The sequence below is a fragment of the Xanthomonas prunicola genome, from assembly GCF_002846205.1.
Taxonomy (GTDB): domain Bacteria; phylum Pseudomonadota; class Gammaproteobacteria; order Xanthomonadales; family Xanthomonadaceae; genus Xanthomonas; species Xanthomonas prunicola.
Map to the genome: position 1 here is coordinate 792235 of NZ_PHKV01000001.1, position 25422 is coordinate 817656.

Annotated in this window: 24 protein-coding genes; 13 read left to right on the forward strand and 11 right to left on the reverse strand. The window is 64.7% G+C overall.

Annotated features, from left to right (window positions below; translation table 11 throughout):
- Nucleotides 1-593 precede the first annotated feature (593 nt).
- Complete coding sequence (locus tag XpruCFBP8353_RS03505; RefSeq protein ID WP_101361925.1) at nucleotides 594-875, reverse strand: hypothetical protein; 282 nt, start codon at nucleotides 873-875, stop codon at nucleotides 594-596.
- 10 nt (nucleotides 876-885) lie between these two features.
- Nucleotides 886-1869 carry a LysR family transcriptional regulator gene (locus tag XpruCFBP8353_RS03510; RefSeq protein WP_101361926.1) on the reverse strand — a complete coding sequence of 328 codons (984 nt, stop codon included), beginning with the start codon at nucleotides 1867-1869 and terminating at the stop codon, nucleotides 886-888.
- 164 nt (nucleotides 1870-2033) lie between these two features.
- On the opposite strand from XpruCFBP8353_RS03510, the gene cobA reads away from it, so the two are divergent.
- The 4 genes from cobA to XpruCFBP8353_RS03530 all read left to right on the forward strand — a co-directional run bounded on the left by cobA (nucleotide 2034) and on the right by XpruCFBP8353_RS03530 (nucleotide 5728).
- Complete coding sequence (gene cobA / locus XpruCFBP8353_RS03515) at nucleotides 2034-3227, forward strand: uroporphyrinogen-III C-methyltransferase (RefSeq protein WP_101361927.1); 1194 nt, start codon at nucleotides 2034-2036, stop codon at nucleotides 3225-3227.
- Between the two features lie 16 nt (nucleotides 3228-3243).
- The gene (gene cysK, locus XpruCFBP8353_RS03520; protein WP_101361928.1) at nucleotides 3244-4203 is read left to right on the forward strand and encodes a cysteine synthase A; all 960 of its coding nucleotides are present in this window, start codon (nucleotides 3244-3246) and stop codon (nucleotides 4201-4203) included.
- Nucleotides 4204-4486: 283 nt separating this feature from the next.
- Nucleotides 4487-4993: a methyltransferase family protein gene (locus XpruCFBP8353_RS03525; RefSeq protein ID WP_101361929.1), complete on the forward strand. Its 507-nt coding sequence runs from the start codon at nucleotides 4487-4489 to the stop codon at nucleotides 4991-4993.
- A 195-nt stretch (nucleotides 4994-5188) separates the two neighbouring features.
- Nucleotides 5189-5728 (forward strand): O-acetyl-ADP-ribose deacetylase, encoded by a 540-nt coding sequence (locus tag XpruCFBP8353_RS03530; RefSeq protein ID WP_101361930.1) that lies wholly within the window; start codon nucleotides 5189-5191, stop codon nucleotides 5726-5728.
- 198 nt (nucleotides 5729-5926) lie between these two features.
- Here the strand turns inward: XpruCFBP8353_RS03530 and XpruCFBP8353_RS03535 are convergent, their stop codons facing one another.
- From XpruCFBP8353_RS03535 to XpruCFBP8353_RS03575, 7 genes are all read right to left on the reverse strand, one after another.
- The gene (locus tag XpruCFBP8353_RS03535) at nucleotides 5927-6931 is read right to left on the reverse strand and encodes a class I fructose-bisphosphate aldolase (RefSeq protein WP_101361931.1); all 1005 of its coding nucleotides are present in this window, start codon (nucleotides 6929-6931) and stop codon (nucleotides 5927-5929) included.
- A 568-nt stretch (nucleotides 6932-7499) separates the two neighbouring features.
- Nucleotides 7500-8966, reverse strand: a complete 1467-nt coding sequence (pyk, locus tag XpruCFBP8353_RS03545) for a pyruvate kinase (RefSeq protein WP_101361932.1) — start codon at nucleotides 8964-8966, stop codon at nucleotides 7500-7502.
- 257 nt (nucleotides 8967-9223) lie between these two features.
- Entirely contained in the window at nucleotides 9224-9868 is a 645-nt protein-coding gene (locus XpruCFBP8353_RS03550) for an HAD family hydrolase (RefSeq protein WP_101361933.1), read from the reverse strand.
- On the reverse strand, nucleotides 9865-11040 hold the full coding sequence (locus XpruCFBP8353_RS03555) for a phosphoglycerate kinase (RefSeq protein WP_101361934.1): 1176 nt from the start codon (nucleotides 11038-11040) through the stop codon (nucleotides 9865-9867). Before XpruCFBP8353_RS03555 ends, XpruCFBP8353_RS03550 begins: the two co-directional genes overlap by 4 nt.
- 333 nt (nucleotides 11041-11373) lie before the next feature.
- Nucleotides 11374-12732, reverse strand: a complete 1359-nt coding sequence (locus XpruCFBP8353_RS03565; RefSeq protein ID WP_101361935.1) for a DUF3999 domain-containing protein — start codon at nucleotides 12730-12732, stop codon at nucleotides 11374-11376.
- A complete protein-coding gene (locus tag XpruCFBP8353_RS03570; protein WP_101361936.1) occupies nucleotides 12729-15554 on the reverse strand; it encodes a DUF2339 domain-containing protein in 2826 nt (941 codons plus the stop codon). Before XpruCFBP8353_RS03570 ends, XpruCFBP8353_RS03565 begins: the two co-directional genes overlap by 4 nt.
- 178 nt (nucleotides 15555-15732) lie before the next feature.
- Nucleotides 15733-16149 carry a hypothetical protein gene (locus XpruCFBP8353_RS03575; protein WP_207759590.1) on the reverse strand — a complete coding sequence of 139 codons (417 nt, stop codon included), beginning with the start codon at nucleotides 16147-16149 and terminating at the stop codon, nucleotides 15733-15735.
- Nucleotides 16150-16935: 786 nt separating this feature from the next.
- Between XpruCFBP8353_RS03575 and XpruCFBP8353_RS03580 the strand changes: the two genes are divergently transcribed.
- Nucleotides 16936-17421, forward strand: a complete 486-nt coding sequence (locus tag XpruCFBP8353_RS03580) for a hypothetical protein (protein WP_101362462.1) — start codon at nucleotides 16936-16938, stop codon at nucleotides 17419-17421.
- A 49-nt stretch (nucleotides 17422-17470) separates the two neighbouring features.
- Nucleotides 17471-17944 carry a hypothetical protein gene (locus tag XpruCFBP8353_RS03585; protein WP_243391037.1) on the forward strand — a complete coding sequence of 158 codons (474 nt, stop codon included), beginning with the start codon at nucleotides 17471-17473 and terminating at the stop codon, nucleotides 17942-17944.
- A gap of 92 nt (nucleotides 17945-18036) precedes the next feature.
- On the opposite strand, the gene gap is transcribed toward XpruCFBP8353_RS03585, so the two are convergent.
- Together gap and XpruCFBP8353_RS23675 are read right to left on the reverse strand one after the other, a co-directional pair.
- Entirely contained in the window at nucleotides 18037-19038 is a 1002-nt protein-coding gene (gene gap, locus XpruCFBP8353_RS03590; protein ID WP_101361938.1) for a type I glyceraldehyde-3-phosphate dehydrogenase, read from the reverse strand.
- Between the two features lie 644 nt (nucleotides 19039-19682).
- On the reverse strand, nucleotides 19683-19865 hold the full coding sequence (locus XpruCFBP8353_RS23675) for a hypothetical protein (RefSeq protein WP_133126076.1): 183 nt from the start codon (nucleotides 19863-19865) through the stop codon (nucleotides 19683-19685).
- Here XpruCFBP8353_RS23675 and XpruCFBP8353_RS03595 point away from each other — a divergent pair.
- The 7 genes from XpruCFBP8353_RS03595 to modC all read left to right on the forward strand — a co-directional run bounded on the left by XpruCFBP8353_RS03595 (nucleotide 19848) and on the right by modC (nucleotide 25257).
- Entirely contained in the window at nucleotides 19848-20471 is a 624-nt protein-coding gene (locus XpruCFBP8353_RS03595) for an OmpW/AlkL family protein (RefSeq protein ID WP_101361939.1), read from the forward strand. The genes XpruCFBP8353_RS23675 and XpruCFBP8353_RS03595 overlap by 18 nt on opposite strands.
- Before the next feature lie 119 nt (nucleotides 20472-20590).
- Nucleotides 20591-21205 carry an OmpW/AlkL family protein gene (locus tag XpruCFBP8353_RS03600; protein ID WP_101361940.1) on the forward strand — a complete coding sequence of 205 codons (615 nt, stop codon included), beginning with the start codon at nucleotides 20591-20593 and terminating at the stop codon, nucleotides 21203-21205.
- A 272-nt stretch (nucleotides 21206-21477) separates the two neighbouring features.
- Entirely contained in the window at nucleotides 21478-22251 is a 774-nt protein-coding gene (locus XpruCFBP8353_RS03605; RefSeq protein ID WP_101362465.1) for a S1/P1 nuclease, read from the forward strand.
- Between the two features lie 13 nt (nucleotides 22252-22264).
- Nucleotides 22265-23089 carry an MBL fold metallo-hydrolase gene (locus XpruCFBP8353_RS03610; RefSeq protein ID WP_101362464.1) on the forward strand — a complete coding sequence of 275 codons (825 nt, stop codon included), beginning with the start codon at nucleotides 22265-22267 and terminating at the stop codon, nucleotides 23087-23089.
- A gap of 74 nt (nucleotides 23090-23163) precedes the next feature.
- Nucleotides 23164-23940, forward strand: a complete 777-nt coding sequence (gene modA, locus XpruCFBP8353_RS03615; RefSeq protein WP_101361941.1) for a molybdate ABC transporter substrate-binding protein — start codon at nucleotides 23164-23166, stop codon at nucleotides 23938-23940.
- A gap of 16 nt (nucleotides 23941-23956) precedes the next feature.
- Nucleotides 23957-24643: a molybdate ABC transporter permease subunit gene (gene modB, locus XpruCFBP8353_RS03620; RefSeq protein ID WP_207759591.1), complete on the forward strand. Its 687-nt coding sequence runs from the start codon at nucleotides 23957-23959 to the stop codon at nucleotides 24641-24643.
- Nucleotides 24643-25257, forward strand: coding sequence for a molybdenum ABC transporter ATP-binding protein (gene modC / locus XpruCFBP8353_RS03625; protein WP_101361943.1), 615 nt, complete (start codon nucleotides 24643-24645; stop codon nucleotides 25255-25257). The genes modB and modC overlap by 1 nt, the downstream gene beginning before the upstream one ends.
- The last annotated feature ends 165 nt before the right edge of the window (nucleotides 25258-25422 follow it).

Below are 25422 nucleotides of genomic sequence, written 5' to 3' on the forward strand. Positions count from 1 at the left end.
CGGCAATGCGATCAACTGCATCGCAGGCTCTGCGCCGTCCACCCCTAGACGTTCGAGAGTGTCGCGTCATGGCTGCTATAAGGGTTTTCGACAAGGCAACGCGCAACTTGATGCGCGACGCCGACGCCAACTGCGTAGCCCTGACACGAGTAGGGGAAATCACCGACAGCATGCGCGACGCGCCTGCCCAGCACGAGCGCATCGCATTGATTCCGCGGGATTTTTTTCGGCGTCATTGCGCTGCAGCGCAGCAAGCGTGAAGAGCGAACACGACCGGAACCACCCTAAAACGCCGCTACAGTCGCCATGCGAACGCGGCCGCAGAAGCACAACGCGCAAGTTCAACACCCTGGTCTTCTGCAACCACCAACACGCTGGTTTCCGGGCAAGCCGCGTCACATCGCATCACCACCATCAGCACGTCCAACGTGCCTCAACCGCTTCAGAACAGCGAACTCACCGAGTGCGCGACCGCCGGAGCACGCGGCCAGTGCGCGCGATCCGCAGAGACCACGCGTCCACTCCAGCGCCATCCGCCATCCGCACCCACTGACGACGGCCGGCTGCGGCATGTGGCCGCTCGCATCGCAACTTCACAGCTCGGACGTATCTGCATCCTGGCGTGCAAACCACTCCGCCGAGTGCACATCCTCGGCGGCAACTTCCAGCGCCTTGCGCAGTATCTCCAGCGGAATCTGCACGCGCGTGTCGCCCACCTGCAACGCCACCCATAACGCTTCGTCGCGTGGGTCGGCCAGCACCGTCAGCACCTCGTGCTCGCGGCCCTCGATACTGGCCGAGAGTTGTAGCGACATGCCGCCGTCCGGCTCGGACGACCACAGTCTGCTCAGTGCGGGACGCAGCGGTTCAGTCATCGCAGGCCACTCAGCTGGTGATGGTCTGGGTCAGCGATTCCCAGGTCGGGGGCAATGGCCAGTTCGGCGCCTGATTGCCGTCCAGGACGCGGCGCAGGTCGCGCTTGTCGATTTGCGGCGCGAGTACATGCACCAAATCCAGGGCGTAATCGCGCAGCACGCGGTCGCGCGGCAGCACCGCCCAGGCGATGCACTCGGCAATCGGCGCAGGCGCTGGCCAGGCGCGTAGATCTTCGTCGAAGGCATTGACCGCCATCTCCGCCACCAAGCCCACGCCGAGCCCGGCGCGCACATACGTTTTGATCAGGTCTGCGTCCAGCGCGGTCAATGCGATGCTCGGCTCCAGCCCCACCTGCGCAAATGCACGCTGCAGCGAGGAGCCTGGTCGCGTGGAGGATTCGTAGCTGATCAGCGGGTGCTCTGACAGCGCTTGCATATCCGGCGCCGTGCGCGGGTGATCCAGCGCATGCCCACGCGGCACCACCACCAGCCGCCGCCAGCGGTACAGCGGCACTGCAATGCCGGCACTCGGCTCGCCACCGGCGGTGCTGACCACGGCAATATCCGCATCGCCCTGGCTGAGCAGATCCAGCGCCGCGCTTTCGGCAGCCTGCTGCAAATGCACGCTGACCTGCGGGTAGGCGTTCTTGATCTGCGCCACTGCCGGCGGCAGCACGAAGCGCGCCTGGGTGTGGGTGGTGGTCAGGGTCAGCTGACCCTGGCTTTCGCGGCGCTGGTTGGCCGCATAGGTGCGGATATTGTTGGCCTCCGACAACACCGCGCGCGCGCGCTCGATCACTTCCACACCGGCCGGCGTTACCGCATCCAGGCTGCGCCCCTTGCGCACGAACAACAGAAAGCCCAGTTCGTCCTCCAGCTGCTTGAGCTGCTTGGACAGGCCGGGCTGGGTCGCGTGCACACGCGCGGCGGCCAGCGTGATGTTCAGCTCGGCATCGGCGATGGCCACCAGATAGCGAAGTTGGGTCAGCGTCATGGCTTATATCCAAAAAAGCGCGAGGCGCTACAAGGACTTCGACTTTAGAGGAGTTCTGCGGGCCAGCTTATAACCGAACGCTATTTTTAGGATGTATCAAGTCATTTCCGACGGCTATAAGCCGGCGCTACGGTCTGGCCCTGCCTCCTTGATGCTGCCGATCCGTGACTTCTGCGTTCCCGCTGCTTGCCGACCTGCGTGGCCGTGCCGTTCTGGTGGTCGGCGGTGGTGTCGATGCCGAACGCGCCACCGCCCAGCTGCTGCAGGCCGGTGCGCTGCCGCTGGTTGGCGCGCCCGACCTCACCGGGCAGTTGCGGCGCTGGGCGCAAGCCGGGCAACTGCGCTGGCTGGAAGGGCGGTTCGACCCGGCATGGCTGGCGCTGCCCGAACAACCGGTATGGCTCGCCATCGCTGCCAGCGAATCGGCAACGCTCAACGACGCCCTGCGCCATGCGGCGAACGCACACCGATTGCTGACCCACGACGCGGCGCCCGCCGCTTCCGCAGCGGTTCCTGCGCGCACCCCCGCAACGCGCAGCGCAATCGGCACGCTGGCCCCTGGCAGCGTCAGCCTGGTCGGCGCCGGGCCTGGCGATCCCGGCCTACTCACCCGGCACGCGCTGCGTGCACTGCGTCAGGCCGAGGTGGTGCTGTACGACCGCCTGGTCAGCCCGCAGATCTTGCGCCTGGCACGGCACGGCGCGCGTCTGATCGAGGTGGGCAAGTCAGCGCAAGGCCACAGCACCCGGCAGGAGCAGATCCATGCGCTGATGCTGGAACACGCCCGCGCTGGCCGCCGCGTCGTGCGGCTGAAGGGCGGCGATTCGTTCGTCTTCGGCCGCGGCGGCGAAGAGCTGGAGTTCCTGCGCGAGCACGGCATCGGCTTCCAGGTGATTCCCGGCATCACCGCCGCCATCGCCTGCGCCGCCTATGCCGGCATCCCGCTCACCCACCGCGACCACGCGCAATCGCTGCGGCTGATCACTGCGCACTGCAAGGACTCGCTGGACACGTTGGACTGGCACGCGCTCGGTCAGGAGCGCCAGACGCTGGCCTTCTACATGGGCGTGGCCGGCCTGGACGCCATCCAGCAACGGCTGCTGCAGGCCGGGCGCGCTGCGTCCACCCCGTTTGCGCTGGTCGAAAACGGCTCGCGCCCGCAGCAACGTGTGATCACCGGCACGCTCGCCAGCCTGGCCGCCACCGCCCGGCAGCATGCCGCGGCCGCACCGGCATTGCTGATCCTGGGCGAGGTCGCAGCGCTGGCGCAGACGCTGCATTGGTTCGGCAGCGCACCGCCATTGCCGCACTCACCTCTCGCAATGCCCAACACGCCCACACTCGCCCACGCAGCCTGATCCCGACGGAGACCCCATGGCCCTGTACGACAACATCCTCGACACCATCGGCCGTACCCCGGTGGTCAAACTCCAACGCCTCGCCCCGGACAACGTGACCTTGTACGTCAAGGTGGAATCGTTCAATCCCGGCGGCTCGGTCAAGGACCGGCTGGCGCTGGCGATCATCCTCGACGCCGAACAGCGCGGCCTGCTCAAGCCCGGCGACACCATTGTCGAAGCCACCTCCGGCAACACCGGCGTGGCATTGGCCATGGTGGCCGCAGCGCGCGGCTACAAGTTCGTCGCCACCATGGTGGAAACCTTCTCCATCGAACGCCGCAAGTTGATGCGTGCCTATGGCGCCAAGGTCATCCTGACCCCGGCTGCCGAGCGCGGCAGCGGCATGGTGCGCAAAGCCAAGGAACTGGCCGAACAGCACGGCTGGTTCCTGGCCAGCCAGTTCGCCAATCCGGCCAACCCGGCCTACCACCGCAACACCACCGCCGCCGAGATCCTGCGCGATTTCGCAGGCCACCGGCTGGACCACTTCGTCACCGGCTGGGGCACCGGCGGCACGCTGACCGGCGTGGGCGAAGTACTGCGCGTTGCCCGCCCGGAAGTGCGCATCACCGCCTCAGAGCCGGCTGGCGCCGCCTTGCTGCAAGGCCAGGACTGGAAGCCGCACAAGATCCAGGGCTGGACCCCCGACTTCGTGCCCGAGGTGCTCAACCGCGATGTCGCCCATGAAGTGCTGAGCGTGGAAGACACCGACGCCATCACCGTCGCGCGCCGTCTGGCTGCCGAAGAGGGCATCTTCACTGGCATTTCCGGCGGCGCCACCGTCGCCACCGCGCTGCGCGTGGCAGAAGGCGCGGCGCCTGGCGCCGTGATCCTGGCCATGTTGCCCGACACTGGCGAACGCTACTTCTCCACGCCCCTGTTTGCCGACATCAACGAAGGCTCCGACGACGACTGGTTGGCCGGGCTGCCCTGACCGGGCGCAGTGGATGACGATACGAAGCCGCGCAATGCGCGGCTTTTTTCGGACCAGGCAGCACGGGCGCTTGCGCCGAAGAGCAACGCGCAAGGCGTGCAGCTCGGTAGCTTCGCTCGTGGTCGCTACGGCGAACGAGCTTGCAGCGTCAGCGAAGCGCAAGCCTCTGAAGACCTGCGCTGTGCGCAGCACCGCCCGCCGTTTTTTCAGCTTCCAGAACGCCTGTACTCCCGTCCACGTCAAGGAAACGTTAAGATACCGGCCGCCATGTAGGGAGAGATGTGTGAGCAACCGGCCGTATGGACACAGCGACACCCGCGCCTCGCGGGCGCCGTGGCTGGTGAAGATGACCTCCCCGGTCCACTTTGCGCTGGCACTGGGTCTGGGCGCGTGGTTGCAGGACGCGCTGGCGCTGCCGATTCCCGCTCCCACGCCGCTTGCATGGATCGAACTGGCTGGCGGCGGCATCGCTTGTCTCGGCCTGACACTCGCGGTGAGCTGCTTCATCCTGTTTGCACGTCGGCGTACCACCATCATGCCGAGTGGCCATCCCTCGCGTCTGGTGCTGGAGGGCCCCTATCGCTTCACCCGCAACCCGATGTACCTGGCGTTGGTGCTGAGTTACATCGGCCTATGCCTGCAGCTTGGGCTGCTCTGGGCAGTCGCGCTGGTGCCGCTGCCATGGCTCGCACTGCAGCTCTATGTCATCCCGTTTGAAGAGGCGCGTTTGCGCGCCGAATTCGGCCGTCACTACAGCGACTATTGCGCGCGCGTCCGCCGCTGGTTGTAACGCGTGACACGCACAACCTGTGCGCGGCAATGGATGCAGCCAATCGCTCAGGAGCGCTGTTGGATGGCGTTGAACGGCGCAAATTCCAGCGCGCGCGACAGTCGCAGCGGATGAGATGAATGGCCGATAGCGTGTGGATTCCGCAGCGTGCTCCCCATCACGCGCCCATCATGCAATTCGCATAATTATCTCACTATGAGAATCGAAGTCTGGCAAGGCGACATTACCGAACTCGACGTTGACGTCATCGTCAACGCCGCCAACGAATCACTCCTGGGCGGAGGCGGCGTCGATGGTGCCATCCACCGTGCTGCTGGCCCACGTTTGCTGGAAGCCTGCGAAGCATTGCCGCAAGTGCGTCCGGGCGTGCGTTGCCCCACCGGCGAAATCCGCATCACCGACGGTTTTAATCTGAAGGCACGGCATGTGTTTCATACCGTCGGTCCGGTGTGGCGCGACGGCAAGCACAACGAACCGGAACAGCTGGCCAACTGCTACTGGCAATCGCTGAAGCTGGCCGAGCAGATGATGCTGCACTCGATCGCGTTCCCGGCGATCAGCTGCGGCATTTACGGCTACCCGCTGCATCAGGCAGCCCGTATCGCAGTGACCGAAACACGCGACTGGCAGCGCTCGCACAAAGTGCCCAAGCACATCGTGCTGGTGGCCTACAACGAGGCGACCTACAAGGCCTATCAGCAAGCATTGGCGACGCAGGAAACTGCAGCGGCCTGACCTTGGCTGACGTCGGTGGAATGTCGCATCGACCAAGTGGATCGAAGCAGCTGATTGAAGCAAAGTGCGCCGCAAGGCGCCCTTTGCATTGGCATGTGCATCCTGATGAACGTTTGGATGCCACACACAAAAACGCCGGCACCTGTGCCGGCGTTTTCGTTTTATCGATGCGAGGGCCTTGCAGCCGTCGTCAATCGATCAACCCTTCCACTTACCCAGGGCAGCCAGGCCATTTTCCTTGGCACGCTCGTAAATGATCTGCTGGGCCTTGGCGAAGTTGCCGGTCATGTCCTTGGCCCACAGCTTCAGTGCGGCCTGCTGCATGGCGCGGCCGTAGGAGAAGCTCAGCGGCCACGGCAGATTGCCGAGCTGGTGCATTTCGTTGAGGTGCGCGGTGGACTGCTCGTCGGTCTGGCCACCGGACAGGAACACGATGCCCGGCAGGATCGCCGGCACGGTCGACTTCAGGCACATCACGGTGGACTCGGCCACCTCTTCGATGCTGGCCTGCTCTTCGCAGCTCTTGCCGGAGATGACCATCGAAGCCTTCAGGATGGTGCCTTCGAGCACGACGTTCTGCTCATACAGTGCACCGAACAGCGAACGCAGCGTGGCTTCGGTGACTTCGTAGCAGGTTTCGATGTCGTGGCTGCCGTCCATGATCACTTCCGGCTCGACCATCGGCACCAGGCCCTGCTCCTGGCACAGCGCGGCGTAACGCGCCAGCGCATGCGAGTTGGCCTCGATGCAGGTGCCGGACGGAATGTCTTCGCCGATGTTGATGACCGCACGCCATTTGGCGAAACGCGCACCCAGCGTGTAGTACTCCTCCAGACGCGCACGCAGGCCGTCCAGGCCTTCGGTGACCAGTTCGCCCGGCATGCCGGCCAGCGGCTGCGCGCCCTTGTCGACCTTGATGCCCGGGATGATGCCGTGGGCGGTCATGTACTCGGCGAACGGCACGCCGTCCTTGGTCTTCTGACGGATGGTCTCGTCGAACAGGATGGCGCCGGAGATGTAGTCGCTCAGCTTGGGCGTGGTCAGAAGCAGTTCGCGGTAGGCGCGGCGATTTTCTTCGATGTTCTCGATGCCGACGCTGGCAAAACGCTTGGCGATCGTGCTGGTCGATTCGTCGATGGCGATGATGCCCTTGCCCGGGGCGACCATGGCCTGGGCGGTTTCGGCAAGCTGTTCGATGCTCATGTAGTTCCTGTGGCAGCTGCGGGGGAGAACGAAAGTATAGCGACGAAAGTCGTACACATTCCTTCACGGAATGCCTGCAACCGATTACACGTGACGTGCATGACAGGATGTGGGGTGGTGCTCGCATCGCGGGAGTCGGGAGTCGGCAGAGCTGAGCATGGCGCGTGGCTTGTTGCATGCGGTGTTGTGATACATGGCTGAAATAATGTACGGCGGCGCGGTTGACACTGAAGCCATCTGTGAGTTGGTGGAATTAGTGGATGTTGATCGCCTTAGCCGCTTCGCCTTCTGCATAGAGCTGCGCGCATGCGGCGTGCGGTACATCGTAGACAGGCGTCAGCTTGCGCGACACTTAGCACGCCATACCCGCGCCGTTACGGCAGTGCGATTACGATGTTGAGCGGTCTAGGCAGTTGCTGAATCCAGCCATAGACCAACAATTGGCCACCGCTGAGCGCTTGCCCCGCGCCCGCCATCGCCACACAGCACAACGGCGACCCTGGGGCCGCCGTTGCGTGATACGTCTTTCCTCCGACTCAGGTCATGTGCCGGATGCCGTCACCAGGCGTTACAGCTCGCCCAGACCGGTGGCGCGGCCGTCTTCGCCCACTTCCAGCAGACGCAGCGTGTTGGTGGCGCCGTGCGTTTCCATGTGCTCGCCGCTGGTGAAGACCACGCGGTCGCCCGGGCCCATGCGCTCGTTCTCTACCAATAGACGGATCGCCGCACGTGCGGCTTCGCGCGGGGTCAGGCCGCGGCTGTCGAAATTGATCGGGAACACGCCGCGCATCATCGCCATCTGGCGACGCGCGCCATCGTGACGGGTGAAGGCGTAGATCGGCATGTTGGAGCGGAAGCGCGACAGGAAGCGCGGCGTGCCGCCGGATTCGGTCAAGGCCACCACGCCGCCCAGACCGATGTGCTCGGACAGGAACATGGTCGCCATCGCGATGGCCTGGTCGGCGCGCTGCAGATTGCGTTGCGCCGCTTCGAAGTCGGTATCGAATTCGAACTGGTGCTCGGCACCCAGGCAGATGCGCGCCATCGCTTCCACCGCACGCACCGGATAGGCACCGGCAGCGGTTTCGGCCGAGAGCATCACCGCATCGGTACCGTCGATGACCGCGTTGGCCACGTCCAGCACTTCGGCGCGGGTCGGGATTGGGCTTTCGACCATCGACTGCAGCATCTGGGTGGCGGTGATCACCACCTTGTTCTGCGCCAGCGATTCGCGAATGATCTTCTTCTGCAGGCCAGGCAATTCGGCGTCGCCGATTTCAACGCCCAGATCGCCACGCGCCACCATCACCACATCGGAGGCTTCGACGATCTCGACCAGGTTTTCGATCGCTTCGGTGCGCTCGATCTTGGACACCAGCTGCGCATCGCAGCCGTGCTGCTGGGCGATCTGACGCGCGTCGTGCATGTCCTGCGCGTTGCGACAGAACGACACCGCAATGAAGTCCACGCCGATCTTGGCAACGATGCCGATCAGCTCCTTGTCGCGCTCGGTCAGCGCGCCCAGCGACAAGCCGCCGCCCTGCTTGTTGAGGCCCTTGCGGTCGGACAACACGCCATCGTTGAGGACGGTAGTGACGATACGCGCGCCCTGCACGTCGGTGACCTGCAGCTGCACCAAGCCATCGTCCAGCAGCAGCACGTCGCCAGCAGTCACGTCCTGCGGCAGGCCCAGGTAGCTCACGCCGACCTGGTGCTGGTCGCCGGCCGGCGCATTGGCATCGGCCACCAGGTCGAAGCGATCGCCCATGGTCAGCTTGATCTTGCCTTCGGCAAAACGCTCGATACGGATCTTCGGGCCCGGCAAGTCGGCCAGGATGCCGACTTCGGCACCGACGCGCGCGGCGGCGGCACGCACTTCGGCAGCGCGCTTGGCCTGCCCGGACGGGTCGCCATGGCTGAAGTTGAGGCGCACCACGTTGACGCCCGCCTTGAACAGCGTATCCAGCACACCGGGCGCATCCGTTGCCGGTCCGAGGGTGGCGAGGATTTTGGTGCGGCGTTGACGTTCTTTCATGATGGCCTCCCTGTAAAAGCCGCGAAACTTAACACACACGTCACGCACCGAGGATGGCATTGCGGCATAGCCCTCCTCCGTTTCCGGCATGTCTTACAGACAGTGCGGGACAGTACGTACGCCTACGCCTGCGCTGCCATGAGCAACGCAGGCGGTCGCCACCCTAACCCGGCAGCGGTGAAGAGTGTTCTGCGCGATGCGAACCGCGGTTGCAGCGCGTCGACCAAGCGAACGCAACGGCCGGCGCACACTGTTCATCACTGAAGCAACGCCGCCAGTTCAGCCGGCGTGCGTGCCAGCGCACCGGCACCGGCGGCACGCAATTCGAGCTCCTCGCCGAAGCCCCACAACACGCCGATGCTATGGAGACCGTGGTGATTGGCGCCATCGATATCCATGCGCCGGTCGCCGATCATCACGCAGCCAGTTTTCTCGATCTGCAGACGGCGCAGCGCTTCGGCAATGAGGTCCGGCTTGAAGCGACGTTCGCCGTCTTCGCTGGCACCGATCACGTCCTCGAAGCACGCGCCGAAGGGCAGATGCTCGACGATGCGCCGCGCATAACGTTCATTCTTGGACGTGACCACCGCCAGACGATGACCGGCGCGCTGCAAGCCGGTGACAACCTCACCAATGCCGTCGAACACACTGAGTTCGGTCCAGCCCACCGCGTCGTAACGTGCGCGGTAGAGCCCAAGCGCACGCTGCACCACCTCTGGATCGTTCGGAAAACACTCGGTGAAGCTGTCGCGCAAGGGCGGGCCGATCCAGGCGCGCAAGGTCTGCGCAGAGGGCCGCGGCTGCCCGAGTTCGTCGAAGGCATGCACGATGCTGGCAACGATGCCCGGTTCCGAATCCACCAGCGTGCCGTCCAGATCGAAAAACAGCGTGGCTGCACTCACTGACCGCGGACCTCGAGTGCGGCCACTGCCGGCAAGGTCTTGCCTTCCAGAAACTCCAGGAACGCACCGCCGCCAGTGGAAATGTAGGTGACGTCCTTGGCGATACCGTACTTGTCCACTGCGGCCAAGGTGTCGCCACCACCGGCAATCGAGAACGCCTTGGAGCTGGCGATCGCACGTGCCAGCGTTTCGGTGCCGTGGCTGAAGGACTCGAATTCGAACACGCCGACCGGCCCGTTCCACACCACGGTGCCGGCGCTTGCGATCAGCGCTGCGTAGCGCTGCGCGGTTTGCGGGCCGATATCCAGGATCAGGTCATCGGCATCGACCGCATCCAACGACTTCACGCTGGCCTCGGCATCGGGCAGGAACTGCTTGGCAACGACCACATCGGTGGGCAGCGGAATCTCTGCGCCACGCGCCTTGGCGTCGGCCACGATCTGGTTGGCGGTCGGGATCAAGTCCGGCTCGTTCAACGACTTGCCCACGTGGTGTCCGGCTGCAGCGATGAAGGTATTGGCGATGCCGCCGCCGACGATCAGCTGGTCGACCTTGTTGACCAGGTTGGACAGCAACTCCAGCTTGGTGGAGACCTTGCTGCCGGCCACGATCGCCAGCAGTGGCTTGGCCGGGTTGTCCAGCGCCTTGGCCAGTGCGTCGAGTTCGGCCATCAACAGCGGGCCACCCGCTGCGACTGGCGCGAAACGGATCACGCCATGCGTGGAGGCCTGCGCGCGGTGCGCGGTGCCGAAGGCATCCATCACGAACACATCGCACAACGCGGCGTATTTGCGCGCCAGCGTCTCGTCGTCCTTGCCTTCACCGACATTCATGCGGCAATTTTCCAGCAACACCACCTGGCCCGGTGCGACCTCCACGCCGTCGACCCAGTCGCGGACCAGCGGCACGTCCACGCCCAGCAACGCAGCCAGACGCGTGGCCACCGGCGCCAGCGAATCTTCTTCGGTCCAACTCCCTTCCTTGGGGCGGCCCAGGTGCGAGGTGACCATGACGGCCGCGCCCTTCTCCAGTGCCAGCTTGATGGTGGGCACCGAGGCGGTGATGCGCTGCTCGGAGGTGATCTGGCCGTTGTCGATCGGCACGTTGAGATCCTGGCGGATCAACACGCGCTTGCCGGAGAGATCGAGGTCGGTCATGCGGACAATGGACATGGGCTCAGCTCGTTCGGTCTAGGGAGGGGGATGGGGAATTGGTCATGCAGAAGACGCAGCATGCGTGCCGTGGCAAGCGTCTGAGCGCTGTGCCGTAACGGCCAATGGTTGCGATGGCAGCTGGCGGTGGTCAGCCATTGTGATGTCGTTGCGCGGTGACGCGGGTGGCGTAGTTCGCGGATGGCTCACCACGCGTGACGCCGCCAATCCGGTTGGCAACGCGGGGGACGCTTGGTCGAACACGACGGGCACTACGGCTGCCTGGGTCACGAGGGACATCTATTGTCGGACCTTCGCGCCGCAGCGGCAAACCGCCGCGCGACGCGGGTGCGCTTAGCCGTTGCGATTGGCCGATGCACTGCGCAGCAGACTCACCGCAAAACCACCGACCAGCAAGGCACCACCGACCAACAGGCCCCACAGCAACCAACGTTTCCAGTCGCGCGGCGTGGCGGCCGGTTGCAGCGCGGCCTCGCCCGCCAGCGGCTGTGCCTGCCCAGCGACATTGGCCTGCGCCGGTTGCCACTGCGCCCCGCGTTCGCGCCGCAGTGCCTGCAGCATCGAGGCCAGCGGTGCGTCGCCGCGGTGCGCACGCGCACTGCCAGCGACCAGCGCATACGGCGGCTGGCCCTGGGCGAGAAACATCAGCCGCTCGGGCTGATACCCCACGCGCAAGCTCGGCACCGCGGTACTGCGCCCTTGCGCAGCGACCAGCCGCCATTGGCGATCGCGCACCGGGGCAGACAGCAGTTGCGGCGACGACGCGGCGGCCGCGCCCTTGACCAGCCGATACGCCAACCAGGGGCCGGCACGCTGTACCCATGGCGCATCATCGGCATCACGACTTGCCACGATCCACTCGACGGCCTCGGCCTGACTGCCACCGACATCGAGCTGAGTGATCGGAAAGCGTCCCGGCAAGGCATACACCACCGCTGCATCTTTCGCGGTGCCTGGCAATTCAAGCCACTGCAGCGGTGCGGGCGCGGTGATGCCCTCCAGCTCCGCCTCGACCACGCGCAACGCGGGCAACTGGCCCGACACCGGCACCAGGCGCAGATAACGCGCGCCCTCATCGAGTGCGATCCGGCGCTGCTGCAATCGCTGCGTCTGATTGTCCAGCGCCATCACCGTGGCGTCTGAAGCAAGCACGCGCCAGTCGCGCAGATCGTCGCTGCCTTCCACGCGCAACTGAGCCTGCACCGGCATGTCGCCGTCCCAATCCAGCAGCAGGGCACGCGGGCGATCGCGCAATGCGCTGGCATCGATCAACCAGCTCCCACCGTTGCCTGCCGCGGCGGCAGCCCCGGTCGCAACGCGGCCTTCGAGACGACGTACCGCACCGCTGGCATCGCGCTCGGCGATCAGTTGCAGATCGCCATTGGCCGGCGCCGCACCGGCCGGCAGCGCAAAGAGGGGGAGGCGCTGCCGGCGCGCCGCAGCCGCCGGTGCTGCATCCGCCGGCAACCAGGCGGCGGGCAGCTCTTCGCCACGCGCATCGATCACCGTGACATCGCGCAGCGCCGCGTCGTGCGCGGCGCGATACACCGCCGCGTTCAAGGTCAACTGATAGATGCCGGCATCCGAGCCAGTTACCTGCAGCGGCCACTGCTGGCGGTAGTCCTGCCGCACATCAGCGGCATGCGCCAGCATCGGCACCATCACCAGTAGCGCCCATCGCATCGATTTCATGCCTGCTCCTTTTCGACGCCGTCGTCTTCGACAGCAGTCGCTTCTGTCGCCAGCGGGCGCGGCGGTGCCGGCGCCAGGTAGCCCACTACGGTGCACAACAGACCATAGGCCATGAACGAGCCGATGCCGAGCAAGTTGCCCAGATGCTGGCGGTCGACCAACACCAGCTTCGCCAGCACCAGACCCATGAGCAACGCGCCGCCCAGCCACAACCCACGCTGCCCGCGACGCGAGCCGATCACCCAGCCCAGCACGCCCAGCACGCTCCACACGATGGTGAGGCTGGTCTGCGACAAGGTGGCACCGATCAACGCAGAATCCCACGGCACGCCGCCCCAGTGATGCACGCTGTGCAAGGTGCTGCCGGTGATCAATGCCCAGCCGAGCACCCCAAGCGCGGTCACGCGCCAACGCTGCAGCAATGCCGGCGCCGGTACCAACCAGGCCCAGCGCGCGAGCAAGGCCAGCACCGCCAATTGCACCAGCTCGGCCGGATTCAGCAGCGGCAACCACGGCAACGGCGCCGCGCTCACCGGGTCCAGCAACACCAATAGCCAGCCGATGCCCAGCACCGCGAACACGCAACTCAGCAACGCGTTGCGCGCAGGATCGAAGCTGGCGCCCTGCGGCCATGCCAGCCAGGGCCAACGCAATAATCCCAGGGTCGCCACGGCCAGCCAAGGCGCCGCCAGCAAGGCACAACGCCAGCCATTCGCCAGCAAGAACGCATCGGCCAACCAGGCTGCACCCAACGCGACCACCAATGGCCATAGCAGCCACCAGATGAACTGCGCCGCCATCGCGCCAGCGCCTTGCTGCGTACGCAGGCACCACAGCGCACGTGCGCCCGCCACCGCAAACACACCCCACGCCAGCGCGCCCCAATGCGCGAACGGCTGGGTATGCGCTTGGCCCTGCCACAGTGCCAATGGCGCTGCCAGCACCAGACCCGACATCACCGTCCACACCAACGCCGTTGCGGGACGACGGCGATGCACTTCTGCCGCCAGCCACAGGCTGAGTGCGACAAAGCCCAGCAGCAGATCTGGTTCGCTGCGCAGATCGGCAAAGCGCAGGATCTCGTGCACACCGCAGAACGTCCACCAGCCCAGCCCCCACAGATACGCCACCAGCGCACGCCGTGGATGCCCTGCATCGCGCAGGAACCAGGCGCTCGCCCAGCCAGCAAGCGCGATCAGCAACGTGCTCATGCAGGTCGCGTTGGCTACCGCTACCGCGTCGTAGCGCCAGGCATCCACACCGAAGGCGACACCTACCGCCGCGAGCAACTGCAGCGCCACGCCGCTGATCTGCGGGATCCGCCGTTGCTGGCGTAAGCCCAGCCACAACAGGCCGACGCCTTCCAGCGCGAACACGCTCGCAGTGGCACGTGCCGACAATGCCAGCGGAATCGCCAGGGTGGCGAAGCCGACCGCCAGCATCGCGTGCGCCTGGCCCAGCAAGCGCGTGGAAGCCCGGCGCAACAACCAGCTTGCCAGGCCTGCATACACCGCGGCCACCGCCACCGCGCACAACGCGAGCGGCAGCCGATCGCCCTCAAGCAAGCGTGCCTGCAACGCGAAGGCCACCAGCGGTGTCCCGAACAACAGGCTGCCATCGATGACCTTGCCTGCACTGCCGTCGCCGCGGCGCGCATGCACTACCGGGATCGCCACGTACATGGCGAAGAACAGCAACAGGAACGGCTCGGTGGTGGCGAATTTTGCCGGGGTGTATTGCAGCGCGCCCCACGCAATACCGATGCCGAAAGTGAACGCAAACCCCAGCAGGTTCAGCACGCGCCACGGACGCAGCCACGCAATCGCCACGATGCCGGCGTTGAGTACCGCGTAATAGGTAAACAGCCCGACATGATTGCCGCTGCCGGTGGACAACCAGATCGGCGCAAGGAAGCCGGCCAGCACGCCCAGCACCGCCAGCGTGCGCGAATCCTGCAACACGGCCAACACGCACATGCCCGCGATCAGCACCACGCTGATGCCCAGCGCAGGTCCAGCATCCAGCAACGCGTACAACTTGAAGGCCGCGAACACCGTCAACAGCAAGCCGCCAATGGCGCCGCCCTGCAATGCCAACGCAAAACCCGGCCGCTGCTCGCGTTGCTTCCAACCAAACACCAGACCGACCAATGCGAGAACGCTGATGCCGGCCAAGCGCAGCTCGATCGGCATCCGCATCCAGCCCTGGTCGCTGGCGTACTTCAGCAGCGATGCCACCCCTGCCAACAGGACCAGCATGCCGACCTTGACCGGTACATTGCCTTCGGTAAACCAACGCTTCAATGCGCTGGCTGCACGCACGATGACGCCGGGCTCGGACGGAATCTGAGGTCGTTGCGGTGGCTGCGGCTGTGTAGGTTGCGGTTGCGCCGGCTGAGAGTGCTGGCCGGGAACTTCCGACATCGCGGTTCCATCGCGCGCCATCGCAGCTGCAGGGGTCTGCGCAGGCAACGGTGGCGGCACCACGGACACATCGACCGCGTTCTGCTCCGCAGCAGCAGCCACCTGCCAGCTTTCGCCACGTTGAGCTGCGCCAGACGTGCCGGACACTGGCACATTGCCGTCCGCACGGGAACCTAGCCCGGCGTCGAGATCGGACACCACCTCGGGCCGCTCCCACGTCCTGCCCTGCGCGTACGCTGGCGCATCCGCGCGCTCCGCAGTGCCGGTCTGCCACTGCGCAAGCCGTTGCTCCAGCGAGGCCACCCGCCGCCGCAACCCGGCAATCCACACCAGCGCCACCACTACACCCACAGGCACGGCAATCAGTACCAGGGCCGCCAACACGATTATCGTTTCCAACGCACCAACCCCGAGCCGGCGTCCAGCCGAATGCGCGAACCATACAGCTTCAGGCCACGACTGGGCAGCCGACCTCTCGATCAGACGGTTGGTTGAAGAGTCGACAAGCAGCAGCCGCACGCGTGATTCCGTGCGCCCCAGAGATGAAAACGCCCGGAGAACCGGGCGTTTTGACTAGTTATTCGCGGTAGCCGCTGTCGTTCTTGTTATGGATGATCCAGATCAGGTTGCCGCCGGTATCCATCGACTTGCCAGCAAACACCAGGCGACCCTGGCCTTTATAGGCCATCTCATAACGATAGCGATCGCCACCAAAGAAGAATGGGATAAATGCCTTGCCGGTCACGTAAGAACCCTGATCGTTCGGTTGACCGATCAGATCAGTCACCTGCTTCATCGGCATACCGATCTTGAGCTGGGTGAACTTGCTGCCAGGCGCCGGCTTGCCGGTGATCTCGCCTTCGTAATCATTGATCCCCTTGACCGTCTCGCCGTAGCCCGCCTCGACATCGGACGACTTGATCACCTCACCATCGGCATTCATCCAGGCCGGCGTTCCGGTCTGCTTTTTTGCAGCCCAACTGTTGGACGGCATGGAAAACGCAACAACAACACCCAGCGCCAAAGCGCCTGCCAGAAACTTATTCATCACTTTATCTCTCGATCCATGGAGTTCCCCGATCCTTCGTACACGACACGGGAACGGCCGCCGTGCCCGCAAATTAGCGCACGTGAGTCCATCAAAGTCCACTTCTGAGCAGCCAAGGAAGGCGTCGCAGTGCAAGAAACAGCAAATTGATAACAAAAAAGCCCCGGCATGCCGGGGCCTCCTTTATCACTGAGCCCAACACTTACTTGGCAACAACCCGCAACATCTCCAGGCACTTGTTGGAGTAGCCCCACTCGTTGTCGTACCAGGACACCAGCTTGAACAAGCTCGCGAAGGTACCGTAAGCCAAAGAAGGAGAACAGGATAAAGGCCTTTCCAGTTGTTTCGGCGCTTTCTGCCAACCAATTGACCCACCGTTACGCGTCATTTGCGTATTGGCTATCGCTCACATCGACAGCGCACAAGTCAGCAGCAAAACAGATACCCAGGCGCACGTCCTCCAAAGATTGACCCACACAACTATCTTTCTTAAATACTTAAAGCGGTTCTGTCTATGCATTGCATGCAAAACCTGAGTAGGGACGTCAGGCGCCGACAAGCGTGTCGGCAGATGTGTCGCAAGGGACATCCAAGCCCGACCGAGACGGCGGCACCTAATCGGATGCTTGCGGGCACCGTTCCGGCATGGTAGAAGGCGTAAGCGTGATGCAGTTTTTCCACGGGCGCATCTCGCATTTGGCAGCTGTGTTTTGGTACAAGGAGGTCACCGCAATGCCTGTACGGCAACACGCCCCTTTTTTGACTGCAATGTGTGCCGCATCCGTACTCGGCTTCGTTCCCGTTGCTTCAGCGGGAATGTTCAGTAGTCCAGAAGAGGTCGCACGCAGTTGGATCGGTCACGATGCCAGCGAGCTGATGATGCAGTGGCCGGTGGACAGCGGCCTGTACACCTCGGAAAACACCGAAACCCACGAAACCGCCTACACCTACAACTTCGGTGTCAAGGAGCATTACCGAACCGACTACTGGACCGAGCAGGGCGGGGTGATCGGCATGGCCCCCGGCGGCAACGGCGTCGCGCCCACGCCGATCTTCGAGCAAAACCAGCGCAGCCAGACCGTGTTCGTGCCAGCCGAGTACCATTGCGAGGTCACCTTCGTCGCCAATGCCGAAGGCATCATCACCCGCTACGACTTCGCCGGCAGCAAGTGCAAGCCGTACTTCCGCGGCTGGGGCAGCCCAAAGAAGAAGAAGTAGACGCCGCGCCCGGCCGGCTTTTAGATTGATACCTACAGGGGCAACACAGATGACCGCAAAGAAACCGCTCGCCCGTGTCGCCTGCTCGGCGATCGCATTGACGCTGCTGGCACTGAGCGCCCCGGCGCTGGCCGCCGGTCCACGCCACGGTGCGATCGTGGCGCTGGAGCCGATCGAGAACAAGGGCGATGACGTGCCCGAACGCACCAGGAAGATGACCGACGTGGGCGGCACGCTCGGCGGCATTGCCGGCAGCGTCTTCGGCATCAAGAGCAGCAAGGCCGACTCCGCCGGCATCGGCACCACGGCGCTGGTGGCCGGAGCCGGCGAGGCTGCGGGCCGCAGCGCGGGCGCCAAGATCGCCGGCAATGGCCCGGCCGCGCACTACATGGTGAAGATCCGCTTCGACAACAAGTCGCAGGTGGTGGTGTCCAAGCCCAGCGCCGAAGTGGCCGGGCTCGCGGTCGGCAGCCGGGTCAAGGTCACCGGCAGCGGCGAGGACATGCGCATCCAAGCCGAGTGATCTCAGCATCGGTGCTCCGCCGCGCCGATGCCACCCGGCAGGCACAAAAAAAGCGCCCGTAGGCGCTTTTTTTTTGTCGCCGGCGTGACGGCTTACTTGGCGACAACGCGCACCATTTCCAGGCACTTGTTGGAATAGCCCCACTCGTTGTCGTACCAGGACACCAGCTTGACGAAGGTCGAGTCCAGCGCGATGCCGGCGTCGGCGTCGAACACCGAGGTGCAGGTTTCGCCGCGGAAGTCGGTAGCCACGACCTTGTCTTCGGTGTAACCCAGCACGCCCTTCAAGGCGCCTTCGCTCTGTGCCTTCACTTCGGCGCAGATCTCGGCGTAGGTCGCCGGCTTTTCCAGTTCAACCGTCAAGTCGACCACTGACACGTCCGAGGTCGGTACGCGGAAGCTCATGCCGGTGAGCTTCTTGTTGAGCTCGGGGATCACCACGCCCACGGCCTTGGCCGCGCCGGTGGAGGACGGAATGATGTTTTCCAGGATGCCGCGGCCGCCGCGCCAATCCTTGTTGGACGGGCCGTCCACGGTCTTCTGCGTCGCAGTGGCCGCGTGCACGGTGGTCATCAGGCCGCGCTTGATGCCCCACTTGTCGTTGATGACCTTGGCCAGCGGTGCCAGGCAGTTGGTGGTGCACGAGGCGTTGGAGACGATCGCCTCGCCGTTGTAGGTCTTGTCGTTGACACCGTAGACGAACATCGGCGTGTCGTCCTTGGACGGGGCCGACAGGATCACCTTCTTGGCGCCGGCGTCGATGTGCTTCTGCGCGGTGTCCTTGGTCAGGAACAGGCCGGTGGACTCGATCACCACCTCGGCGCCGACGGCATCCCACTTGAGGTTGGCCGGGTCGCGTTCCTGGGTCAGGCGGATCTTCTTGCCATTGACGATCAGCGTGTTGCCGTCGACCGAAACGTCGGCCTTGAAGCGGCCATGCACCGAGTCGTACTGCAGCATGTAGGCCAGGTAGTCGGGCTCGAGCAGGTCATTGATGGCCACGATCTCGATGTCATTGGCGAAGTTCTGCACCGCAGAGCGCAGCACGTTGCGGCCGATGCGACCGAATCCGTTGATGCCAACCTTGATTGCCATGTTCACTAGCTCCTGCAGCCGCGACAGCGCGGCGGATGGAAAGGGGCTGTCATTCTAGCAGCGTCACTTGTCCGCAGCCGTGTGTTGCGGGCGGTGGATTGGGGATTGGTTAGCCAGTGGCGGGGACAGGCGCTCCAAGCGCCACGCGTCGTGAGGAACCGCCCCCGCAGTTGCGCCCAGTCGATCGGAGTGAGCAAGCAGAACCGACCATGGCTCCCGTCATGGCATCGGTTGCCGATCGATGGTCGATGGCCTCGGGCCAGCTGCATGCATCGCCAACGCAAGACCACGATAGTTCATCAATTTCAATTACTTAGATACAGGCTGATGCACTGAAAAGCGTATTCATGCACCCCGCACAGTGGGATTTCCGCACCGCGTGGATATCGATACTGCCCCTGCCCGTTGAGACCCCCACCGTCACCTGGGGCCTCTGCTTGGCATGACGCGCGCGCACGTGGCTGATCGTCAGCCATCACGGCTTGGCGGTACACAAAGTGGATAGGCACACGGCAGTTGCGTGGGACCAGGTGAGTGCAGCTCGCGCAGACAATCGCTTCGCTATCGACGCCAACGCGCACGTTCGTTCTCCTCCCCGCCGCCACTGATGCCTGTGCATCACGCGATGCTGCAGATGCAATGCGTCACTGCAGCCAGCCGCTCGCCGCGCACGCTGCCGTCGGCGTGGCTTGCAGCAAGTCACCGCACGACCGGCCGCCGGAGCGCGCGGCCGAATTGATCAGGATCAAGGCAGCGGCGACGCCGCGCCGCAAGACTTCCTGCATCCATTGCACCCAACGAGAAATCCTATGCGTCTGCGCGCTCATCTTCTGCTCGCCGGCCTCGCCGCCGCGTTCATCAGCCTCCCCGCACTGGCGCAATCCAAAGGCGACTGGACCGTTGCCGTCGGCGCCCATCAGGTCGCTCCCAAGTCCGACAACGGCCGCCTGGCCGGTGGCACGCTCAAGGCGGAAGTGGGCAAGGACATCAAACCCACGTTCACGGCGGAATATTTCATCGCCCACGACCTGGGCGTCGAAGTGCTGGCGGCGCTGCCGTTCGAGCACGACATCGCGATCCGCGGCCTGGGCCGGGTTGGCAGCACCAAGCAACTGCCGCCGATGATCTCGTTGCAGTATCACTTCAACGGCCAGGGCAAGCTCTCGCCATTCGTTGGCGTCGGCATCAACTACACGCGGTTCTTCAGCACCGACACCCGCCGCGCGCTGGCCGGCAGCGATTTAGAGTTGGGCGATTGCTGGGGCGTGGCATTGCATGCCGGCATGGACTACACGCTCGGCGAGCGCGGCGCACTCCGCGTCAACCTGCGCTGGATCGATATCGAGAGCGAAGCGCGCCTGGATGGCAACCGCATTGGCACAGTCAACATCGACCCGCTGGTCTACGGCGTGGCCTACGTGCACCGGTTCTGATCCCCTGCGGCGTGGGCGGCGCATCTCTGGCACACTTGCTGCCCAGGGACGTGCATCCACCGCCGGAGTTGCGGACAGGTCGGTCACGTCGACCGTCTGTTCGACTTACCGGGGATTCCATGAACACGCTGACTCGCACCGCCCTCGCCATCGCACTGGCCGCCTCGGCCGCACCCGCCTTCGCCCAGTCGGCCGGCCATTGGACGACCGGTTACGGCGCCGGCTATGTCTCGCCCAAGTCCAACAGCGGCACCTTCGGCGGCGCGCAGGCCGACATCAAGGGCGCGCCGACGTTGTCGTTCACCTACGAATACTTCCTGCGCAACAACCTGGGACTCGAAGTGCATGCGGCAGTGGCGGGCAAGCACGAGTTCGAACTGCAGGGCGGCGGCAAGGTGGGCAGCTATTGGTCGGTACCGCCGAGCGTGCTGTTGCAGTACCACATCAACGGCTATGGCACGGTTTCGCCGTTCGTGGGCGTGGGCATCAACTACACCACGTTCCTGGGCGAAGACACCGAGCCGACATTTGGCAACGGCGATCTGCGCTTCAGCGATTCGGTCGGCGCCACCGCGCATGTTGGCGTGGACTTCATCTTCAACGAGCGCAGCGGCCTGCGCGTGGATGCACGCTGGACCGATTCGCGCAGCAACGTCGACTTCAACGGTGCGCGGCTGGGCAAGGCGCGGATCGACCCACTGACCTATGGCGTGTCGTACCTGGTGTATTACTAAGAGCGGCTAACAAAACGACTGCGCAACCGCCAGACGACGCGGCCGGCGCTCGGTGCGGTACATACCGCTCGTACATTGCGGTCCTGAGCTCGGCGTCCACGCCCGCCCAACGGACTGTGCGCCAGGGATTGTTCGCCTGTCTACGCAGTGCCGGCGCCATGCTGAGGCGTGGCTGTCGCAGGTCCGAAACGGCCATCAAACCGTCCCGGACCGATGCGTACAATCGCGGAATGAAAAATTTATTCCCCCCAGCATTCGTTATTGCGACGGCACTGGCCGCCGCGATCCACCCCACCACCGCGTTGGCCTGGGGTCCGCAAGGCCACCGTCTGGTGGCGCGCATCGCCGAAACCGAACTGAGCCCGCAGGCACGTGCGCAGGTGGCGCAATTGCTGGCCGGCGAGCCAGACCCCACGCTGCACGGTGTGGCCTCCTGGGCCGATGAGTTGCGCGAGCACGACCCCGACCTGGGCAAGCGCTCCGGGCCGTGGCACTACGTCAATCTGGGCGAACACGACTGCACGTATTCGCCGCCGCGCGACTGCCCGGACGGCAACTGCGTGATTGCCGCGCTCGACCAGCAAACCGCCCTGCTCGCAGATCGCAAACAGCCACTGGACGTGCGCCGCCAAGCCTTGAAGTTCGTGGTGCATTTTGTCGGCGACATCCATCAGCCGATGCACGCCGGCTACGCGCACGACAAGGGCGGCAACGACTTCCAACTGCAGATCGATGGCAAGGGCAGCAACCTGCATTCCCTGTGGGACAGCGGCATGCTCAACGACAGCCATCTGAGCGACGATGCCTACCTGCAACGTCTGCTTGCCCTACCAGCGGCTGCCGCGGTATCTCCAGTACTGCCACCGCCGGCTGCGGCATGGGCCCAGGCCTCGTGCAAGATCGCCATCACGCCGGGTGTGTACCCGAGCGCACACGTGTTGCCCCCTACGTATATCGCCACCTACCGCCCGATCGCAGAAACGCAGTTGCGCATCGCCGGTGACCGGCTCGCTGCCATCATCAACGCAGCGCTGGCCAGCCCCTGACGTGGAGACGCCGATGCAGCCCCAGGTGCTTGCGTTCTTTCATGCCGACAGCAACACCTTCACCTACGTGGTCGCCGATGCGGCCACCGGTGCGGCGGCAGTGATCGACCCAGCCCTGGACTACGCGGCCGATACCGGCATCATCGGCACCCACGCGGCGCAAGCCATCCTCGCGGCCATCGCGCAGCACGGATGGCAGCTGCAGTGGCTGTTGGAAACCCATGCGCATGCCGATCACCTGTCTGCTGCGCAGTGGCTGAAACAGCACTGGCCGCAGGCGCGTGTTGGCATCGGCGAAGGCATTCGCCAGGTGCAGCAGACCCTCGCACCCCAGTACGCGTTGCCGGAGGACTTTCGTGCCGATGGTTCGCAGTTCGATCATCTGTTTGCCGATGACGAGCGCTTCATGCTTGGAGATATCCAAGCACGCGTCATCGCAGTGCCCGGCCACACCAGCGACAGCATTGCGTATCTGATCGGCGATGCGCTGTTTCCTGGCGATTCGTTGTTCATGCCCGATGCGGGCACGGCGCGTTGCGATTTCCCCGGCGGCGATGCGCGCAAGTTGTTTGCGTCGATCCAGCGCCTGTACGCGCTGCCGGACAGCACCCGCGTTTTCGTTTGCCACGACTACGGCCCGGGCGGGCGGGCGGTGGCGCATCAGACCAGCATTGGCGAACAGCGGCGCAGCAATATCCACGTGCGCGACGGCGTGGATGTCGAGACCTTCGTGGCGCAGCGGCAGGCGCGCGACGCCAGCTTGCCCGAGCCCAAGTTGATCGGTCCGGCGTTGCAGACCAATCTTCAGGCCGGCCGCTGCAGCGGAGTGGTTCTGTAGCGGGGGCACAGCCTCGCCACGCGGTGCGCATCGCGTAGCCGCTATGATCAGGGCTACCTGATGAGGAGCTTCCCATGCGCATGATCGGTTTCTGGCAGCGCGCGGTGTGCGTGCTGATGCTGTCACTCCCCATGCTGGCGAGTGCGCAGACCGCACCGGTCACGGTGTTTGCGGCCGCCAGCTTGAAAGAATCGATGGACGAAGCCGCGGTCGCATACGAGAAGGCAACTGGCACGCCGGTGCGGGTGTCGTATGCGGCGAGTTCTGCGCTGGCACGCCAGATCGAACAAGGTGCACCGGCGGACGTGTTTTTTTCGGCCGACCTGGAGTGGATGGACTATCTGCAGCAGCGTGGCCTGGTGCTGCCCGCGCAGCGACACAACCTGCTCGGCAACACGCTGGTATTGGTCGCACCGGCGAACAGCACACTCCACGTGAACCTGCGCACGCCTGGTGCCATTGCCAAAGCACTTGGCGAGAACGGGCGCCTGGCCGTTGGCCAGACCGCCAGCGTGCCGGCCGGCAAATACGCCGCAGCTGCGTTGCGCAAGCTCGGCCAATGGGACAGCGTCAGCAACCGCCTTGCCGAATCGGAAAGCGTGCGCGCAGCGCTGATGCTGGTATCGCGCGGCGAAGCACCGCTGGGCATCGTGTATGGCTCGGACGCACGCGCCGATGCCAAGGTGCGCGTGGTCGCCACCTTCCCCGACGACAGCCATGACGCCATCGTGTATCCGGTTGCGGCATTGAAGAACAGCCGCAACCCCGCCACTGCCGCATTCGTGACCTGGCTGGGAAGCACGCCGGCCAAGGCGATCTTTGCGCGCCGTGGTTTTTCGTTGAAGGATTGAGGCACACCGCTTGTCGATGTTCACCACGGAAGAGCTGACCGCGATCGGCCTGAGTCTCAAGGTCGCGATCGTCGCGGCGCTTGCCAGCCTGCCGCCGGGCATTGCCTGCGGCTGGCTGCTGGCGCGGCGGCGCTTTCCGGGCAAGGCCTTGCTGGATGCGCTACTGCACCTGCCATTGGTGATGCCGCCGGTGGTCACCGGCTATGCGCTATTGGTGGTGCTGGGCACGCAGGGGGCGGTGGGCAGCTGGTTGCTGGAGCACTTCGGCATCCAGTTCGCGTTCCGTTGGACCGGCGCGGCGCTCGCGTGCGCGGTGATGGGATTCCCGCTGATGGTGCGCGCGATTCGTCTGTCCATCGAAGCCACTGATCGGCGCCTGGAGGCTGCCGCCGCCACGCTGGGCGCAGGGCCGTGGCGGGTATTTTTCAGCATCACCTTGCCGCTGGCCTGGCCGGGTCTGGTCGCAGGCGTGGTGCTCGCGTTCGCCAAGGCATTGGGTGAGTTCGGCGCAACGATCACCTTCGTGTCGAACATCCCTGGCGAAACGCAGACCTTGTCGTCGGCCATTTACGGGCTGATGCAGGTACCGGGTATGGAATCGGGCATCTGGCGCCTGGCCGGCGTGGCGCTGGCGATTTCGCTGGCAGCGCTGCTGCTGTCCGAATGGCTGGTACGCCGGCCGCATCCGCACGAGGAGGATTGATGCTGGATATCGATCTGCACCTACAACGCGGCACATTCGACCGCCACATCCGCATCCACGACGACGCGCGCGTGGTCGCACTGGTGGGTCCGTCCGGCGCGGGCAAGACCACGGTGCTCAATGCAATCGCCGGCTTGGTGCACCCGCATGCCGGGCATATTCGTATCGATGGGCGCTGCCTGTACGACGCCGGGCAGGGCATCGACCTTCCCACGCACAAACGTCGGATCGGTTACGTGTTCCAGGATGCGCGGCTGTTCCCGCATCTGGATGTACGCCGCAACCTGCGCTACGGCCGGCATGCGCGCGGCACTGCACCATTCGGCTTCGACGATGTGGTGGCCTTGCTCGGTATCGCGCCGCTGTTGCAACGCAGGCCGCGCAACCTATCTGGTGGCGAGGCGCAGCGCGTGGCGATTGGCCGCGCCCTGCTGGCGCAACCGGCGATCCTGCTGTTCGACGAACCGCTGTCGGCGCTGGATCAGGCGCGCCGCGAAGAATTGATCCCGTACCTGCAGCGCGTACGCGACGAGATTCGCCTGCCGATGCTCTACGTCAGCCACAACCCCGATGAAGTACAGCGCATTGCCGACAGCGTGCATGTGCTGGATTGAAGGTGATGTAGGCGTTGGTATGGCGTTTGCGGTGACTGCGTTGTCATCCGGGCATCGATGCAAGCGGTGACGCCTGGTGTCCGTCTCGTCAGTCACTCAGTTAACTGCCCGCCTTTGCAGTGGCACGCGCTGAGCGTGAGCTGGCTGGCGTCAAGTCGCCACCTT